We start from the raw sequence: 16623 nt of genomic DNA, 5'->3' as shown, positions 1-16623 counted from the left end.
TAATAAAGAAGCTCGCATATAGAATGGTATGTTATTCGTTAGGGAAAATTAGGGCATTGAAAATTACTTTTCAAAATAAAACAGGACTAAAAATAATAAGGGAGCAAATTCCATGCTCCCTTAAACCTTTCCGCTATTTATTTCCCACTGAAATCTGAGGGATGTTTTGTGTTTTACTATTGATTTTCTGAATTTCTCCATTTACAATTCCATTCAATACACTTTTGGCATCATTGACTTCCCCTTTCAATTGCGCCAAACGTGCAATCTGGGGTTCTGTTGGTTTTGCAAAAGCCCCGTTAACGGCGCGCATCAAAGAACGAATCTCCTCACGAAGTCTTGGCCGCTGCCTATAGGTCATTGCTGGAGGTGGCCTTTTCAAAATATCGTCCTGCAAATCAGCAATACTTTCTAGGGCACCTTCGATATCGTCAAATAATGCTTTGTCCACACCTTGACCTTTATTATGTTCCAATTTATTCTTCAACTCCTTCAATTGGGTTTGATAGGTGACGGAGTTGTTAATCATCGTATTTGTTTGGGACAACAGCTCCCGAAGTTCCAGCAGTGTTTTGGTTTTCGATGCATAGTCTTGAGGGGTAAGATCCATCCTCGGGTCAGCACGAACTTCAATTGGGGTTTCCAACACTTCCCCATCCACTTTCAGCCTTGCCGTATACAAACCAGGGGAAACATAGGGGTGCATAGGTCCTGAGAAGAAGCCTCCTCCTGGGTTATTTTTCAATTTTGTGGCGGCTTCATGTCCCAAATCCCAAACGATTCGGTTTACCCCTTTTTTGGCTGTAGAATCTTTTAAAGTTCTAATTACATTTCCAGATTCATCGACAATCTCGACAGTGACAGTTTTCTTTTTTCCTTCGGAAAGATAAAAGTTAATATTCGCTCCATAATCGGGATTCTTAGCCTTATAATGACGGTCCCCCAAATTCTCTATCCTCCAATACATATGCCATAAGGTAGACCTTCGCACCGGAAATAGATGGGTGGATTTGCCCTTAGTATCGCCTATTTCTTGAAGCGGTCTGATGTCATCTAAAATCCAAGCCCCTCTCCCGTGGGTTCCTACAATCAAATCTCGGTCCCTGGCTTGAATACGAAGGTCGCGCACAGAGACATTAGGCAAGTTATTATTGATTTTGGACCAGGTTTTACCCTTATCCCAACTGGCAAATATCCCATGCTCCATTCCCGCGTACAACAAGTTGGGATTGATGGGGTCCTGTCTAGTAACCTTAACATAGTCATCTTGCGGAAGTCCATTGCTGATTTTGGTCCACGACCGACCATAATCCGTGGTCATAAAAATATAGGGGCGGAAGTCATCCATTCTATGCTGGTCTACAGTCACAAATGCGGTACCCGCATCGTGCTCTGAAGCATGGATTTTGGATACCCATGCAAATTCAGGCAACCCTTTAATTCGGTCGTTTAGTTTTGTCCAAGTCTCACCTCCATCTCGAGTAAGTTGTACATTGCCATCATCAGTTCCAACCCATATCACTCCACTTTCTGCTGGTGATTCATCAATATAAAGAATGGTACAATGGAATTCAGCCGCGGTGTTATCTTGATAAATTTCCCCTCCGGATGTCTTTTGTTTGGATTTGTCATTCGTAGTCAAATCTCCACTGATTTGGTCCCAGCTATGACCGCGATCTTTTGACCGAAAAACAACATTACCCCCAGTATACACCGTGTTATTATCGTGTGGTGAAATAACAATAGGGGCATCCCAATTAAAACGGTACTTGTGATTTTCAATCGCATCTCCTGCTGACCCAATAATTTTTGGATAGGGATGAATGTTGCGTACATTGCCATGGCGGGAATCCACATGAAAGATAACTCCGCCTTGGAGATTGGCATACACTTCATGTTCGCTTCCAGGGATGGGCACCGCATAATACCCATCACCATAAGCTAGACCTTTCCAGTGGCGTTTCAATATCCCTGCTGAATACAGAGAGTTACTAGGACCTACCCAAGTGCCGTTGTCCTGCAAACCACCATATACATTATAAGGGTCCTTGTTATCAATAAAAATTTGATAGAACTGTGACAACTCCACATTATTTATTATTTCCCAACTATCTCCGCCATCGTAGGATATTTGATACCCTCCATCGCTACCATTTAAAATGTATTTCGAGTTCGTTGGGTCAATCCAAAGCGCCTGGTGATCTCCATGTACCGTGGTGGCGATGCGCTCCCAGGTTTTACCCCCATCCTCGGAACGGCTAAGCCTACCCGAAATTGAAAAAAGAATATCGGGATTATTGGGGTCCACTCTGACATCGCTATAATAGAAGGGACGAAAATTAATATTGGGGTCATCATTCACCATAACCCAATTATCCCCCCGGTCTTCTGACCGAAATACCGTACCCCCGCCTTGAAACTCGGTCATAAGGTAAATGATATTGGGTTGGCTCTTTGCAATATGAATGCCAGGGCGCGCCATGGGCTTTTCTGGAAGTCCATTCATGATTTTCTCCCAAGTTTCACCCCCATCCATAGTGCGATAAACTGCGGTTTCCTTACCACCATCATCAAATCGCCAAGGCCTGCGTCTAAAAGTCCACATACCGGCATACATGATACGCGGATTGCTTAATTCCATTGCGATATCGGCACAACCCGTATCTTCATCGATATATAAGATTTTCTTCCAGTTTTTACCGCCATCCATGGTTTTGAACACTCCTCTTTCAGCATTAGCCCCCCACTCTTTCCCTAGAGCACATACGCAAGCAACATCAGGATTATTGGGGTCCACCACTATTCTTTTTATTCTTTCGGTTTCCTTTAAACCGAGATGCGTCCAACTTTTACCCGCGTCCACTGAGCGATACACGCCCAACCCATAACCTACACTGTTCCTTGGGTCGCCTTCTCCGGTACCTACCCACAGTACATTTGGGTCAGAAGGTGCTATGGTTAAGGCCCCAATGGAATAAGCCCGTTGTCCTTCGAAAATGGGTGTAAAATTCACTCCCCCGTTGGTCGTTTTAAAAATTCCACCATCCGCTCCAGAAACGTAGAAAGTACTAGCATCACCTGGAATACCATCAATATCCGTGACCCGCCCTCCCATATTGGCTGGGCCGATGGCCCTCCATTCATAGGATTTCAATGCATCTGCGTATGCATTACTTTGGGAAAACGTAAAGTGGGTCTGCAGTAAAAGGGATACCGCACACAGTAAAATTGCATGTTTCATATTGGAAAGAATTAGTCAGTTGTAAAATGTCTAACAAAATAGCCAAAATCGAAGAAAAAAGGAAGGACTAAAACCTAGTATCGCAAATTTTGTAGTCCCTTGCCCATTATAAGTATCCCAACCATTTTTAAACTTAAAAATGGTTATTTTTAGAACAGCTAAGAACAACACTCTATGAAACGATTTTTCCTCTTCTCATTACTGATTTTATTCATCTCTCCAACAACTAATTTATTTGCCCAACGCAAAAAGAATAGAAATACAAACACTGTAAAGTATTCTGAATCGTTGTACAACTCCATGCAATGGCGTTTGGTCGGCCCTTTTAGGGGAGGTCGCGCAGGAACTGCTTCAGGAGTTTTGGACAATCCAAACCTGTATTATATGGGGACCGCAGGTGGCGGTGTCTGGAAAACAACAGATGCAGGGAACACTTGGAGCTGCATCTCTGATGGATATTTCGGTGGCTCAATTGGCGCTGTTGCCGTTTCAGAATCGGACCCTAATGTAATTTATGTAGGTGAAGGAGAACAGACCCTTCGCGGTAACGTTTCCTCAGGACATGGGGTTTGGAAAAGTCTGGATGCTGGAGAAACTTGGAAATTTATTGGTCTTGAGGGGTCGGAGCACATTTCAAGGATTCGAATTCATCCCACAAACCCTGACTTGGTCTATGCGGCTGCTATCGGAAATCTGTGGAAACCTAACGAGACTCGTGGGGTGTATCGTTCCCAAGATGGTGGTGAAAATTGGGAAAAAATACTTTACGAAAGTGATAAGGCTGGAGCTGGTGATTTGATTTTCGACCCGAACAACCCTCGAATTTTATATGCAGCTACCTGGGAGATGAAACGAAACGGATATCGAATGGATAGTGGAGGGCCTGATAGTAAAATGTTCAAAAGCATCGATGGAGGGGATACTTGGACCGATATTTCAAAATATAAAGGTTTGCCTAAAGGACCTTGGGGTATTGTAGGTATTGCGGTTTCCCCCGTTGATTCCAACAGGGTCTGGGCCATTATTGAAGCTGAGGATGGTGGGGTTTTCCGTTCAGAGGACGCTGGAAAAACCTGGAAAAAAATAAACGAAAACAGAGCTTTGCGACAAAGGGCGTGGTACTACAGCCGAATCTATGCAGACACGCAGAACAAAGACAAGGTTTATGTGATGAATGTGAGCTATGGAGTTTCCACCGATGGAGGAAAAACCTTTACGTTAAAAAATGCACCTCACGGAGACCATCATGACTTATGGATAGATCCCAACAATAACAATAGAATGGTCATAGCTGATGACGGAGGCGCCCAGGTTTCCAATGATGGAGGAGAGAACTGGACCACCTATCATAACCAACCGACAGCCCAGTTCTACCGTGTTACAACAGATAATTCTTTTCCCTACAGAATCTATGGGGCTCAGCAGGACAATAGTACGGTTCGGATTTCCCATCGTACATCAGGTTCTGGTATTACGGAAAGGGACTGGGAACCTTCAGCTGGAGGCGAAAGCGCCCACCTTGCGCCTGACCCAAAGAACAATGATGTGGTTTATGGAGGCACCTATAAAGGATACATGATGCGTAAAGACCATTCGGTTGACCAAACGCGTTCCATCAATATATGGCCGGATAACCCCGCAGGTTCTGGGGCAGAGGTCATGAAATATCGTTTCAACTGGAATTTCCCGGTCAAGTTTAGTATTCATGATGACAATACATTGTACGCTGGCTCCAATTTCTTGCATGCAACCACCAATGAAGGACAAACTTGGAAAACTATTTCTCCAGACCTTACTCGCGGTTTACCGGAAACTATTAAATCCTCTGGTGGACCTATTACCCAAGACAATACCGGTGCCGAATTCTATTCCAATCTTTTTGCCATTAATGAATCTCCGCTGGAAGAAGGGGTAATTTGGGTTGGAAGTGATGATGGATTAATTCACATTTCAAGAGATAATGGACAAAATTGGGAAAATATCACCCCACCCGCAGGTATGAGTCCAAAACTCAATATGATTAATTGCATAGACCCCAGTCCTTTCAAAAAAGGAACGGCCTATGTGGCAGCTACTTCATACAAGTTTGGTGATTACACGCCATATCTTTACAAGACTTCTGATTATGGCAAAACTTGGAAGGTGATAACCCAAGGAATCAAAAGCAATCACTATACACGTGCTATTCGCTCAGATAAGGTAAGGGAAGGTTTGCTCTACGCAGGAACCGAATGGGGCATGTATGTTTCGTTTGACGACGGAGCCAGCTGGTCTCCTTTTCAGCTAAACCTACCCATAACTTCAATCCGTGACCTTCATGTTAGGGACAATGATTTGATTGCTGCTACCCATGGCCGCAGTTTTTGGATGATTGATGACCTAACTCCGCTACACCAACTATCAAATGACGTAGCGAATGCAGAATTTTATCTTTTCAAACCCGACCAGGCCTATCGTATGCAACAAGGCGGATGGCGAAAGCCGAATACCAAATTGGTTGGTGAGAACCATCCAAATGGAGCAATAATCAACTACTACATTAAAAACAGCGGGGAAAACGATACGGTATCCATTGAGATTTTAGAAACGGATGGCACATTGATTCAACGCTTTTCCAATGTTGCCAAAGAGGACAAGTTAAACCCAGCAGCGGATAAACCTTTAAAGGTCCAATCTGGTGGTAATCGATTGATTTGGGATATGCGGTACCCTGGGTATAAAGCCTTTAAGGGCATGGTATTTTATTCCTCTCCCAATCTTGGGCCCAAAGCGGTACCTGGTGATTATAGGGTACGAATGAATTACAACGGACAGACTTCAGAACAAGTCCTAACCATAGTCAAAGACCCTCGAATGCCCAATTCGAAGGATGATTATCAAAAGCAGTTTGATTTCTTAATGAAAGTTAGGGATGAAGTGAGCAAGGCAAATGCTGCAATTATAGATATCAGAACGGTGAAAAAGGACTTGAAATACCTCAAAGGAAAATCTGGGTTGAAACCTGGGTTAAAAGAGATGATAGCTGACTTTGAATCAAAATTGGATGTCATTGAAAACAACATCCATATGACCAAGAATCAAAGCCGACAGGATCCCTTAAACTATGGGATTCGAATCAATAATCGTTTGGCCTTCTTAATGACCGATTCGCAACGTGGAGATTATCCACCTACCGACCAATCCCAACAATTCTTTGTAGAAGTTACCAAGGAACTGGATACTGAAATTACCGCATTGAAGCAACTAATGGATGGTCATATTTCAAAAATCAACGGACAAATCTCAGAAAGTGAAATGAAAATGATTTCCACTAAGAGATAACCAACGATAATTAACTCAGGAAATACCTGAGCTAACAAAGATGTTAAAAGTGGGATACCCCTTTCTCCTCTCGGGACGAGGTTTTCTGGTTGTGAGGTAGGGCTATTATGAAAGTGGTTCCCCTACCCTTGCCTTCGGATTTGGCCGTTATGGTTCCGTGATGTGCTTCTATAATCTTCTTTACCATATAAAGTCCAAGCCCCGAACCTTCCACGCTGCCATCAAAGCGTTCGAAAGGAACAAATAGTTTATTCAGTTCATTTTCATCAAGTCCTGAACCGTTATCAATGACTCTAAAGCGGTCTTCATCTCCGTGCTTTTCAGCTTCTATCCGGATAGCAGGAGATTTTTGATTGCCCATGTACTTGATGGCGTTATCCAACAGGTTTTCAAATACCTGTATCATCCTGTTCCTATCGCCTAAAATGTTCGGCAAGTTCTTTTCAATGTGCAATTTGGTATTGGAATCTGCCATCCTACCCTGGGTAAGACTTCGGGCGATTTCCAAGATTTCATTGGTATTTAGCAATTCGAACTTGTTTTCTATTTTACCAAGTTTTGCAATTTTGGTGATATCCGTAATCAAGTTGTTCATGACATCACAGGTTTCGTCAATGTAGGTAACATATTCCTGCATTTCAGGATGTTTTTGCATATCCAATTCCATAGGAATGAGGCTAGCAATACCTTGGATGCTGTTCAATGGACTTTTTAAATCATGTGAAACGGAAAAGGCAAAACGTTGTATCTCTTCGTTTTTTAGAGACAGTTGGTCTGCCGCGGCCATCAGCTTCTTGTGCTTTTGTTGCAATTCTTTGGTGCGCTGGTCAATTTCTTTTTCCAGTTTTACCTGATTTCTTTTTAATCTGCGGATTCTCAGCTGATAAATCAAAAAGACCGTACTAACGCCAAGGACGGTAATAAGCATTTTAAACCACCATGTTTTCCAATATGGCGGGGTTATTTGTAGCGCTAATTTGGTTTCGTTGTTTACCCAAACACCATCTGAATTTGTGGATTTGATTCGCAAAGTGTACTTACCTGGGTTCAAACTGGTATAGGTTGCATGTTGATTGCTACCGACATAATTCCATTCCGTTTCAAAACCCTCCAAATAATAGGCAAATTGAACCCGTTCAGGATGTCGATAGGTCAATGCATGAAATTCAAAATCAACTACATCTTGGTTATAGGCCAAAACCAATGTATCCGTTTGACTGATGTCCTTTTCTAAAACACCAAACGTATCATTGGGGGATACACTCTTGTTGAAAATACGGAGATTTGAAATAAAGACCTCTGGGATATCCTGTCTTTTCAAGACTTCTTCAGGTTTAAAAATATTAAACCCATTGCTTCCCCCAAACAGCAATTCTCCCGATGAAGTTTTGTAATAGGAAGCCGCGTTGAATTCATTTCCCTGTAGACCATCATTCACATCATATTTGACAATCTCATTGGTTTCGGGAAGATATCTGACAACCCCTTTTCCCGTGCTAAGCCATAAATACCCTTCATCGTCTGGAACAATACCCTTGATGGCATCATTAGGTAGGCCATCTTTTTTCGTGATTGAAATGAATGAATCCGATTGGCGAATGTATTTGTTCAATCCCCCTTGGGTGCCTACCCAGAAATTGCCGTTTTTATCCTCCGCCATGGTATTTATAAAATCATTGTTTATTGATCTTTTAGCATGCAAGGCATAATAGTGTACTGGGACCCATTTATTTTCATATTCCTGAAGTCTAAACAGTCCCGAAGTTTGGGAGCCAACCCAAATCTGACCATTTCGGTCCTCAAAAAGTCGCGCAATGGTTATGGTTTCCGAACCGTCTTTTTCTGATCTGACACTTATGTGTTGATACGTTTTGCTTTTTGGGAAGTAAACATGTACTCCCCCGAAAAGAGTTACAATCCAAATACGCCCCTTTTTGTCTTGTAACATATCCGTGACATTGTTGGAACCCAAAAAAGAATTCGACTTATTCCATGCCTGAAAATCCATGGTTTCAAGGTCCAGTATGGCCAATCCGTGGGCCCACGAACCTACCCAAAGTTTATTTTCCTCGTCTCTCAATAATGACAGTACCACATCGGTATTGAGTTTTCCATTCGCCAACGAAAAAGATTCAAAGCTGTTTTGTTTCCGATTCCAGTAGTTAAGGCCTCCCCCGTCTGTACCTATCCAAAGGTTTCCTTTATCATCTTCCAAAAAGCTGTTGACTAGATTGTTATTCAGCGAATTGGAATTAAATGGGTTCGTTTTGTAGTGTTTGAATTTATAATACTCAGGGTCATAAAAACTTAAACCCTTTTTAAAAGGTCCCATCCACATCACACCATTTCCCGCTTTATGGATAGACCAAATAGAGTTGCTAGAAATCGAATTCGGAGTAGTAATGTCGGCCTTGATATTGGTTATATCTCCATTTTTGGGATTGTATATAGATAAGCCAGAATTTTCGCTTCCCAACCATATTTTTCCATCATTGTCCTGTGCTATGGATAAAATGGCATGGCCTGGACATATCGGTATTTGTTTAGCATTCAATTCAAAATCTGGTTGGACCTTAAGTTCAATGAGTTTACCATCATGGGATCCAAGCATGTACAAATCTTCCGAAACTTTGTAAGCGCTGCTTAGGTCTTGTGGTTCTGTAATTTGGGATATTACCTGTAACTCATTGCTGATGACATAAATCGATGCTTGCGTAACGATCATCAATTTATCCTGTTTTAAAGGGAAGAGCTCAACTATGTAATGATTGCTGGGTCCATTTCTATAAATCTCATCAAAACGTATTTGTTGGGTTTCCCCATTTTTCAGATCATATCTGTATACTCCACTATTATCAGTACCCAACCATAACCAATTGTGAGAACGTGCTATCGCACCAATATACTTGGTTTGTAAAAATTGGCCTTTGGCTTGAAACGGAAAAGGCTTAACGGTATTGAACTTTCGGTCATATTGGTTTAATCCTTGATTTGTTCCAATATACAGGACTCCATCAGGGTCTTCATATATGCTTTCAATATATCCATCGGTCAATCCGATATTACCATCAACACTTTTGTCAAATACCTGAAATTCCGTACCGTCATATTTATTCAATCCGTTAGGTGTCCCAATCCAGAGAAAACCAGAACTATCTTCAAATATCTGTGTCGCTGAGTTTTGGGACAGTCCTGTTTCCAAGTGTTGGAAAACAGGAGGGGTCTCCGATACTTTTTGGGCGGAAATCAGTAAGCCAAATAGGCCAAAAAAATATAACAGTATCGATTTCAATGGTAAACTGCCCATAGAACTGGTAAATCTCAAAAGTTGAAAAATAACTAAGGTCTAAATAACTTTAAATCTTTCTTAGGTGAAAAAAAATGTGGACAAGGCTCTTAAAGCTGTTGCAAAAGGGCAATTAATGGCCAAAGTGAGTGAAGAAGTATACATTTTTGGCAATTATGAATTCGATGAGTTTGATTTGGTCGCTATTCTGTTTAATTTTCTATGGGAACACTTTGAAAGCATATTGAATCTTAAAACAACAATATTTACACTATGGAAAAACTCTCTGTACAACAAATAGAAGCGCATTTGGAAAATCTGGAAGGCTGGTCCTATGAAAATGGAAGTATTGCAAAAACCTTTCAGTTCGCAGATTTCAAGGAAGCGTTCTCCACAATGACCCATATTGCATTTGAATGCGAAAAAGCCAACCACCACCCGGAATGGGAAAATGTGTACAATCGGCTAAGCATCAAATTGAATACACATGATGCGGGAGGTATTACGCAATATGATTTTGATTTGGCCAAGACCATTGAAAGCATTATCAATCCCTAAATTTCAAAATTCAAGACCCTTGACTAGGGGTCATTTTTTGTTAAATTTGCCCCTGTTCAGATTAAAATTCACCTATGGGAAGAGCGTTTGAGTTTAGAAAGGCGAGAAAGATGAAACGCTGGGCGGCCATGTCCAAAGCCTTTACACGAATTGGTAAAGAAATCGTTATAGCCGTGAAAGAAGGAGGCCCTGACCCCGATTCCAATTCCAAACTTAGGGCGGTAATTCAAAATGCCAAGGCCGTTAATATGCCCAAGGACAATATTGACAGGGCCATAAAACGGGCTTCCGATAAAAACTTAGGTGATTTTAAGGAAATCCTTTTTGAGGGTTACGGACCTCATGGCATTGCAGTTCTTATTGAAACCGCAACTGATAATAACACCCGTACAGTTGCTAATATCCGAAGCTATTTTAACAAGTGTAATGGAAGTTTGGGTACCTCAGGTTCTGTGGAGTTTATGTTTGACCATACCTGTAATTTCAGGGTAGCCGCTGAAGGCCTAGACCCAGAGGAATTGGAATTGGAAATGATAGATTTTGGGGCAGAAGAAGTCTTTGTAGATGACGATGGCATTCTCATTTACGCCTCTTTTGAAAGTTTTGGTGCCATTCAGAAAGAATTGGAAAGCCGTAAAATTGAAATCCTATCTTCAGGTTTTGAACGTATTCCGCAGGTGACCAAGGAGCTTTCCGAAGAACAAGTGGAGGATATTGAAAAACTCTTGGAAAAGATTGAGGAGGATGATGATGTACAGAACGTGTACCATACCATGAAGGAATAATATTTATCTTTTTTCCACACCCTTTTTAATTTAACATCCAGCTTTTATTTTTAATCAATATAGTTCGTAACTTATTGTCTTCCAATAAATTCAATAATCATGAGAACTTTAATTAAAATTTTGGGATTGACATTATTACTCATTTGTTTGCAAGCATGCGAAGAGGATGAAGGAAATGACCTTACTGGATCAGTGATTTCCATTAGTGACATTCAAGGGAGCTGGAATGCCACCCGCGCAGAATTTGATATTGCCGGAACAGGCACTTCCATGGCAATTGATATTGTGGCAGCAGGAGGTACCGTAACCCTTGTAATTCAATCCAATGGAAGATTTACCCTAACCATTACACAGACTGGGCAAACCCCAGAGATAAGTACTGGACAAATGTCTTTTGATGAAGATCTACTGGTCGTGGAATTTGATGATTCTCCTGGTGAATCCGAGTTTTTCGGCATCCAGAGCACTGCAACCACCCTTTCCATAAATGGTCAAACTGAATTTGATTTGGACGATGATGGCACTGATGATCCCGCAAGAGTAGAATTGGATTTTGTAAGGGCATAGCATTGCACTTCTAAATTCTAAATCCTAATCTGCTTTAATGTAGATTACATTTATTTGTTTACTCGTATTATCTGAATCCATTCGAAAAGTTTTGAGCAAGCCCCGCATTTTCGAATGTTTCATATTTCAATCCGTCAAAAAAGGATTAACTTATTGATTTAGAAACTACACAATGTAAATTCTAAAGTCAAATCCCGACTCAATTTAAAAATATACACTATGCGTATCAGCGTTCTTCTTCTTTTCTTTTTTGGAACTGTTTTTTACTCCTCTGCACAAAACATGGACCCCGATTTGCTTTACGATATTATAAAACAGGAAGCAGATACAGTTAAGGTAAGTGGTAATTCGTATCAGTTTGTATACAATGAAGCCATGCTGATTTGTATTTACGATGAAAATGCAAACCGAATGCGAATCATAACTCCTATTGTTAAACGCGAAGAAATTGAGGAAGAGGAGTTGTTAAACGCCTTGGTGGCCAACTTCCATTCCGCTTTGGATGTCAAATACGCCTTGAGCGATGAGATTTTATGGTCGGTTTACACTCATCCGCTACAACAACTTTCGGAAGCACAAGTGGTAGATGCCATACAACAGGTTTATGCTGCTGCTCTTACTTTTGGAACCACGTATTCCAGTACTACTTTGGTTTTTCCTGGCAATACCAACAAGGTGGAGAAACCCAAACCCAAACCTTCAAATAAAATCTAGAAACTGTACTTTGGAACTTTACCCAGTACCCCTTTGAAAAAGTCCTTGATTTTCATGAAGTCTTCTTCTTTACTATCCGAAGGATGAAATAGTTGAGAAAATTTAACTTCCTTTTTGTCAAAATCAAAGGCTACTAAAACAATAGGGACCTTGGCTTTTTTGGCGATGTGATAAAAACCTGATTTTAATTCGGTTACCTTTTTACGCGTTCCTTCGGGTGCCAATGCAAAGCGAAATACTTTTCGTCCTTCAAATAAATCCGCTATACTATCTACGGTATTTGAATTCTTTGAACGGTCCACGGGAGCACCTCCCGTCCATCGCAGAAACCATCCGATAGGGGGTTTGAACAGACTTTTCTTTGCAATGTAATTGATTTCTTTCCCAATGACACTGCGCACGACAAGCCCTAAAAAAAAATCCATCCAATGGGTGTGGGGAATTACGGCAACCACGCATTTATCAACCTCAGGAAAAGTACCATTCATTTTCCATCCAAAAACTTTAAAATATAAAAATCGAGAAAATGCCTGCATGGCCTTAGTGCTCTAAATACTTCAGAACATCCCGAAGGCTGTTCAATTTTAAATGATTGTTCACTCGTTCTTCTTCTTCCGAAACCATCTCGTGTGCCCAAGTGGTGTGAAACGGTATGTGAATTGCCTTGGCACCAAGATTGAGTATAGGCAGTACATCAGATTTAAGAGAATTACCAATCATTAGGAATTCGTCTACGTTGATGTTAAGATGGTCCAACAAGTTTTTATAATTGTGCTCTTTTTTATCGCTTAACACCTCCACATGATGAAAGTATTTGGACAACCCGGATTTTTCAAGTTTTCTTTCTTGGTCCAATAAATCTCCTTTTGTGAGTACAATCAATCGGTATTTACCCTTCAATTTTTCCAATACTTCAACAACTCCGTCCAAAAGTTCAACCGGGTGTGAAATCATTTTTTTGCCGATACTGATAATTTCGGCAATGGTTTGCTGGGATATGCTTTGATTGGATAAATCCAAAGCGGATTCTATCATGGAAAGCATAAAACCTTTAACACCATACCCGTAGAGTTCAAGATTGTCCATTTCCATCTTAAAGAGTTCTTGGTCAATCTTATTTTTGGTTTCATAGCCCTCCAGTAGTTCCGCAAAACGCTCTTCGGTTTCTCGGAAATAGGTTTCGTTTACCCAAAGGGTATCATCCGCATCAAAGCCTATTACCTGTATTCCCTTAAAATCTAGTCCCATGCTTTTCTTGCTTTATCCAAATCCTCAGGTGTGTCAATGCCAATTCCACTTACCTCCGTTTCCACCATCTTTATTTTTTTGCCATACTCCAAAAACCGAATAGCCTCTATCTTTTCTTTGGCCTCCAACTGAAGCATCGGTAATTTTTGAAAATCCAGTAAAGCCCGTTTTCTGAAGGCATATATTCCCTTATGCTTGTAGTAGACAACATCCACCTCTTCCGCTCTAGGATAAGGAATTGGGGAACGGGAGAAATACAATGCAAAGTTGGCCTTGTTCACAATAACCTTGACTACATTTGGATTGGATATTTCCTCCCAATCGTCAATTGGGGTCATGATTGAGGCCAAATCAATCTCGGTGTCGTCATCTTCATGAAAAACCTGAATGACTTTAGCTAGACTTTCTTTCTCAATAAAGGGCTCATCTCCCTGCACATTAACCACAATGTCCACATCCATATCTTGGACTGCCTCGGCAATTCTATCGCTTCCGCTTTCATGTTTTTGCTTACTTCGGATGACCTTCCCGCCAGCCTTACGAATGGTTTCATCTATGATATCACTGTCCGTTACCACATAAACGTCATCAAATAGCTGCGTTGCCAAAGCAGCTTCGTATGTCCTCACAATTACTGGTTTTCCAGCCAAATCCTGCATCAATTTCGCTGGGAAGCGTGACGCTTGATATCGCGCGGGAATCATTGAAATTATCTTCACTAGGGATTAGGTTTTTTTCGAGGTCTCAATTTTCTGTAAATCCTAAAGATGATGACCAAAATTACGATGACCAAAATTGCCGCTATGGGAGGCGCCAATATAGAGGCAGTGGATACGGCGACTGCAGTTCCTGTTTCAATTGTCGACACGACAGGATTCGCCAAGCCTCCTGTTGTAGACGAAGAAGCCAATCTACCAGTAGCATTGGCTCCTTTTATTGCCGTTGCGGTACCTCCTCCGGCTATTATTGCCAAAGACCAAGTTACTACCGGGTCCAAGTCGACTACGGTAGAAACCATTACCGCCGTTCCGGCAATACCAGCTAACGGAATGGCCAAACTGTCCAAAGCGTTATCCACCCAAGGAATGAAATAACCAAAGATTTCCACAAGGGTAGCAACCCCAAAAGCAATCAATGCCGGTAAACCACCAATCCATTGCCAACTTTCATTCAGTTCCCAAGCTCCCAAATAGGCGGCCAAGCTCAAAGCGAAGAGTGGTAAAAACACCCTGAAACCCACTGAAGCTGCTAAGCCTACCCCTAGGAAAATACTAATAATCGTGTCGGGTGTCATATTCATGTCAATGACTAAAATAGGCTATTCCTAATCAAGAAAAAAATCGTCTTTGAATCCTATGAGATAGAGTTTTTCCTTGGCTCGTGTAACAGCAGTGTAAAGCCAACGTAGATAGTCTTTATCCACTCCGTTGGAGAGATAGGGTTGTTCCACAAAAATGGTGTTCCATTGACCACCTTGTGATTTGTGACAAGTAATAGCATAGGAGAACTTAACCTGAAGTGCATTGAAATATTTGTTGTTTTTCACTCCCAGGAATTTCTTGTATTTGGACTTTTCATGCGCAAAATCCTTTGAAACCTCTTGATACAGACGATTTCCCTCTTCATAAGGCAGTGATGGTGTTTCAGCATCTATTGTATCTAAAAGCAATACGGTCTCGAAAGGTCTTTGATTCGGATAATCCACCATTTTCACCTTTACCTCGGCGAAGGTAAAACCATAAATCTCCTTTATACCAAAAAGCTCAAGAATCTCAACAATGTCTCCATTGGCAATGAATCCAGCCTCAGAATTAGGCCGGAGCCAAAAGTAGTTGTTTTTAACCACCATCATATAGTCGCCTACCGCTAATTGATTCTCAAGAAACAAGATGCGTTCCCTTATGTTCTTATTATAGAGATTGGCTCTCTTATTGGAACGAACCACGATAGCAGTTTCTTCCATGCCATGCTCCCTGTAGGATGAATCTATAGCCTCTTGGATTTCATGCCCGTCAATCAACCTAACGATATCTGTGAATCCGCTCAAATCAAACTTAAAATCTTCAAAAAAATCAGATTGCAGTTGTTCTCTTAAATTGGTCGCGTTGAATAAGATACCGGAGTCCTGAGTCTGTCTCATCACCTCATCCAACTCCAAACTCTCAACCTCTTTGTTATAATTTATGGATAGGCGATTCTCCTCCAAAGCTGGGCTCATGTCCAGTTTTACTGGGGGAAGTTGGGCGGTATCCCCAATCAACATCAATCTACAATTATGCCCAGCATATACAAATTGTACCAAATCATCCAACAACGAACCGTTTTCAAACAATTTGGTATCTGTTGGGGTATCGGAAATCATGGATGCCTCGTCTACGATAAAAATGGTATTTCTGTGCTTATTGGGTGCCAAAACAAACTGAATGCCTCCCGATGTCTGCTTTTTCGGAAAGTAGATTTTCTTGTGTATGGTAAATGCTTTATTTCCTGAATAAGATGTCATTACCTTGGCAGCTCTACCCGTAGGAGCCATAAGTACTGCGCTCATCTTAACCTTCCATAGACTAGGAACCAAGGTACTGATTATGGTGGTTTTTCCCGTTCCTGCAAAACCTTTTAGCAAGAAGATATTGTCTTCTTTTTTATCCAGTACAAAATGGGCCATTTTTTCCAGGGCAACAGCCTGTTTGAGCGTTAAATCAAAAGGAAATTTTTCCGTGAGTACAGCAAGAAAATCGTTAGGTACCATGTGATTCATGAAGGCTAAAGATACTCCTGAATTTTAAAGCAAAAGGTTTCGTGATAAAAAAAAAATTGTAGATTTGTCTTTAACCGCTAAATTAACTCAGAAAGACAATAATAGTATGTTAAGCTTAATTCTTATAGTTGTTTTAATATGCCTA

At 41.2% G+C, this 16623-nt stretch carries 13 protein-coding genes; 6 read left to right on the top strand and 7 right to left on the bottom strand.

The features are described 5' to 3' along the window. Positions 1–133 precede the first annotated feature (133 nt). Positions 134–3241, bottom strand: coding sequence for a hypothetical protein (locus ACSLUF_RS06215; protein WP_435625241.1), 3108 nt, complete (start codon positions 3239–3241; stop codon positions 134–136). 174 nt (positions 3242–3415) lie between these two features. Between ACSLUF_RS06215 and ACSLUF_RS06210 the strand changes: the two genes are divergently transcribed. Further along, the gene (locus tag ACSLUF_RS06210) at positions 3416–6562 is read left to right on the top strand and encodes a WD40/YVTN/BNR-like repeat-containing protein (RefSeq protein ID WP_435625240.1); all 3147 of its coding nucleotides are present in this window, start codon (positions 3416–3418) and stop codon (positions 6560–6562) included. 43 nt (positions 6563–6605) lie between these two features. Here ACSLUF_RS06210 and ACSLUF_RS06205 read toward each other — a convergent pair whose 3' ends face one another. Next, on the bottom strand, positions 6606–9869 hold the full coding sequence (locus ACSLUF_RS06205) for a two-component regulator propeller domain-containing protein (protein WP_435625239.1): 3264 nt from the start codon (positions 9867–9869) through the stop codon (positions 6606–6608). Positions 9870–9933: 64 nt separating this feature from the next. Between ACSLUF_RS06205 and ACSLUF_RS06200 the strand changes: the two genes are divergently transcribed. From ACSLUF_RS06200 to ACSLUF_RS06180, 5 genes are all read left to right on the top strand, one after another. Then, on the top strand, positions 9934–10149 hold the full coding sequence (locus tag ACSLUF_RS06200) for a hypothetical protein (protein WP_435625238.1): 216 nt from the start codon (positions 9934–9936) through the stop codon (positions 10147–10149). Then, on the top strand, positions 10122–10406 hold the full coding sequence (locus tag ACSLUF_RS06195) for a 4a-hydroxytetrahydrobiopterin dehydratase (RefSeq protein ID WP_435625237.1): 285 nt from the start codon (positions 10122–10124) through the stop codon (positions 10404–10406). Before ACSLUF_RS06200 ends, ACSLUF_RS06195 begins: the two co-directional genes overlap by 28 nt. Before the next feature lie 74 nt (positions 10407–10480). Continuing rightward, positions 10481–11191 (top strand): YebC/PmpR family DNA-binding transcriptional regulator, encoded by a 711-nt coding sequence (locus ACSLUF_RS06190; protein ID WP_435625236.1) that lies wholly within the window; start codon positions 10481–10483, stop codon positions 11189–11191. Between the two features lie 99 nt (positions 11192–11290). Then, positions 11291–11758, top strand: coding sequence for a hypothetical protein (locus ACSLUF_RS06185; protein WP_435625235.1), 468 nt, complete (start codon positions 11291–11293; stop codon positions 11756–11758). A gap of 219 nt (positions 11759–11977) precedes the next feature. After that, complete coding sequence (locus tag ACSLUF_RS06180) at positions 11978–12472, top strand: hypothetical protein (RefSeq protein ID WP_435625234.1); 495 nt, start codon at positions 11978–11980, stop codon at positions 12470–12472. Here ACSLUF_RS06180 and ACSLUF_RS06175 read toward each other — a convergent pair. The 5 genes from ACSLUF_RS06175 to ACSLUF_RS06155 are packed head-to-tail and all read right to left on the bottom strand — an operon-like array spanning position 12469 to position 16469. After that, positions 12469–12960 (bottom strand): 1-acyl-sn-glycerol-3-phosphate acyltransferase, encoded by a 492-nt coding sequence (locus ACSLUF_RS06175; RefSeq protein WP_435625233.1) that lies wholly within the window; start codon positions 12958–12960, stop codon positions 12469–12471. The genes ACSLUF_RS06180 and ACSLUF_RS06175 overlap by 4 nt on opposite strands. A gap of 52 nt (positions 12961–13012) precedes the next feature. Further along, a complete protein-coding gene (locus tag ACSLUF_RS06170) occupies positions 13013–13720 on the bottom strand; it encodes an HAD family hydrolase (RefSeq protein ID WP_435625232.1) in 708 nt (235 codons plus the stop codon). Then, positions 13711–14424 carry a 3-deoxy-manno-octulosonate cytidylyltransferase gene (kdsB, locus tag ACSLUF_RS06165; protein WP_435625820.1) on the bottom strand — a complete coding sequence of 238 codons (714 nt, stop codon included), beginning with the start codon at positions 14422–14424 and terminating at the stop codon, positions 13711–13713. Before kdsB ends, ACSLUF_RS06170 begins: the two co-directional genes overlap by 10 nt. A 14-nt stretch (positions 14425–14438) precedes the next feature. Beyond that, the gene (locus ACSLUF_RS06160) at positions 14439–15014 is read right to left on the bottom strand and encodes a DUF4126 domain-containing protein (protein ID WP_435625819.1); all 576 of its coding nucleotides are present in this window, start codon (positions 15012–15014) and stop codon (positions 14439–14441) included. A 30-nt stretch (positions 15015–15044) separates the two neighbouring features. Beyond that, complete coding sequence (locus tag ACSLUF_RS06155) at positions 15045–16469, bottom strand: ATP-dependent DNA helicase (protein ID WP_435625818.1); 1425 nt, start codon at positions 16467–16469, stop codon at positions 15045–15047. Between the last annotated feature and the right edge of the window lie 154 nt (positions 16470–16623).

The sequence above is a fragment of the Flagellimonas sp. genome (assembly GCF_965601775.1).
Classification (GTDB): domain Bacteria; phylum Bacteroidota; class Bacteroidia; order Flavobacteriales; family Flavobacteriaceae; genus Flagellimonas.
Note: the sequence above shows the minus strand (reverse complement) of the source record. Positions and strands in the feature narration are given on the sequence as shown.

Coding starts and splice junctions, on each gene's coding strand:
- ACSLUF_RS06215 (WP_435625241.1), bottom strand. CDS start 3,241: ATGAAACATGCAATTTTACTGTGTGCGGTATCCCTTTTACTGCAGACC.
- ACSLUF_RS06210 (WP_435625240.1), top strand. CDS start 3,416: ATGAAACGATTTTTCCTCTTCTCATTACTGATTTTATTCATCTCTCCA.
- ACSLUF_RS06205 (WP_435625239.1), bottom strand. CDS start 9,869: ATGGGCAGTTTACCATTGAAATCGATACTGTTATATTTTTTTGGCCTA.
- ACSLUF_RS06195 (WP_435625237.1), top strand. CDS start 10,122: ATGGAAAAACTCTCTGTACAACAAATAGAAGCGCATTTGGAAAATCTG.
- ACSLUF_RS06190 (WP_435625236.1), top strand. CDS start 10,481: ATGGGAAGAGCGTTTGAGTTTAGAAAGGCGAGAAAGATGAAACGCTGG.
- ACSLUF_RS06185 (WP_435625235.1), top strand. CDS start 11,291: ATGAGAACTTTAATTAAAATTTTGGGATTGACATTATTACTCATTTGT.
- ACSLUF_RS06180 (WP_435625234.1), top strand. CDS start 11,978: ATGCGTATCAGCGTTCTTCTTCTTTTCTTTTTTGGAACTGTTTTTTAC.
- ACSLUF_RS06175 (WP_435625233.1), bottom strand. CDS start 12,960: ATGAATGGTACTTTTCCTGAGGTTGATAAATGCGTGGTTGCCGTAATT.
- ACSLUF_RS06170 (WP_435625232.1), bottom strand. CDS start 13,720: ATGGGACTAGATTTTAAGGGAATACAGGTAATAGGCTTTGATGCGGAT.
- kdsB (WP_435625820.1), bottom strand. CDS start 14,424: ATGATTCCCGCGCGATATCAAGCGTCACGCTTCCCAGCGAAATTGATG.
- ACSLUF_RS06160 (WP_435625819.1), bottom strand. CDS start 15,014: ATGACACCCGACACGATTATTAGTATTTTCCTAGGGGTAGGCTTAGCA.
- ACSLUF_RS06155 (WP_435625818.1), bottom strand. CDS start 16,469: ATGGTACCTAACGATTTTCTTGCTGTACTCACGGAAAAATTTCCTTTT.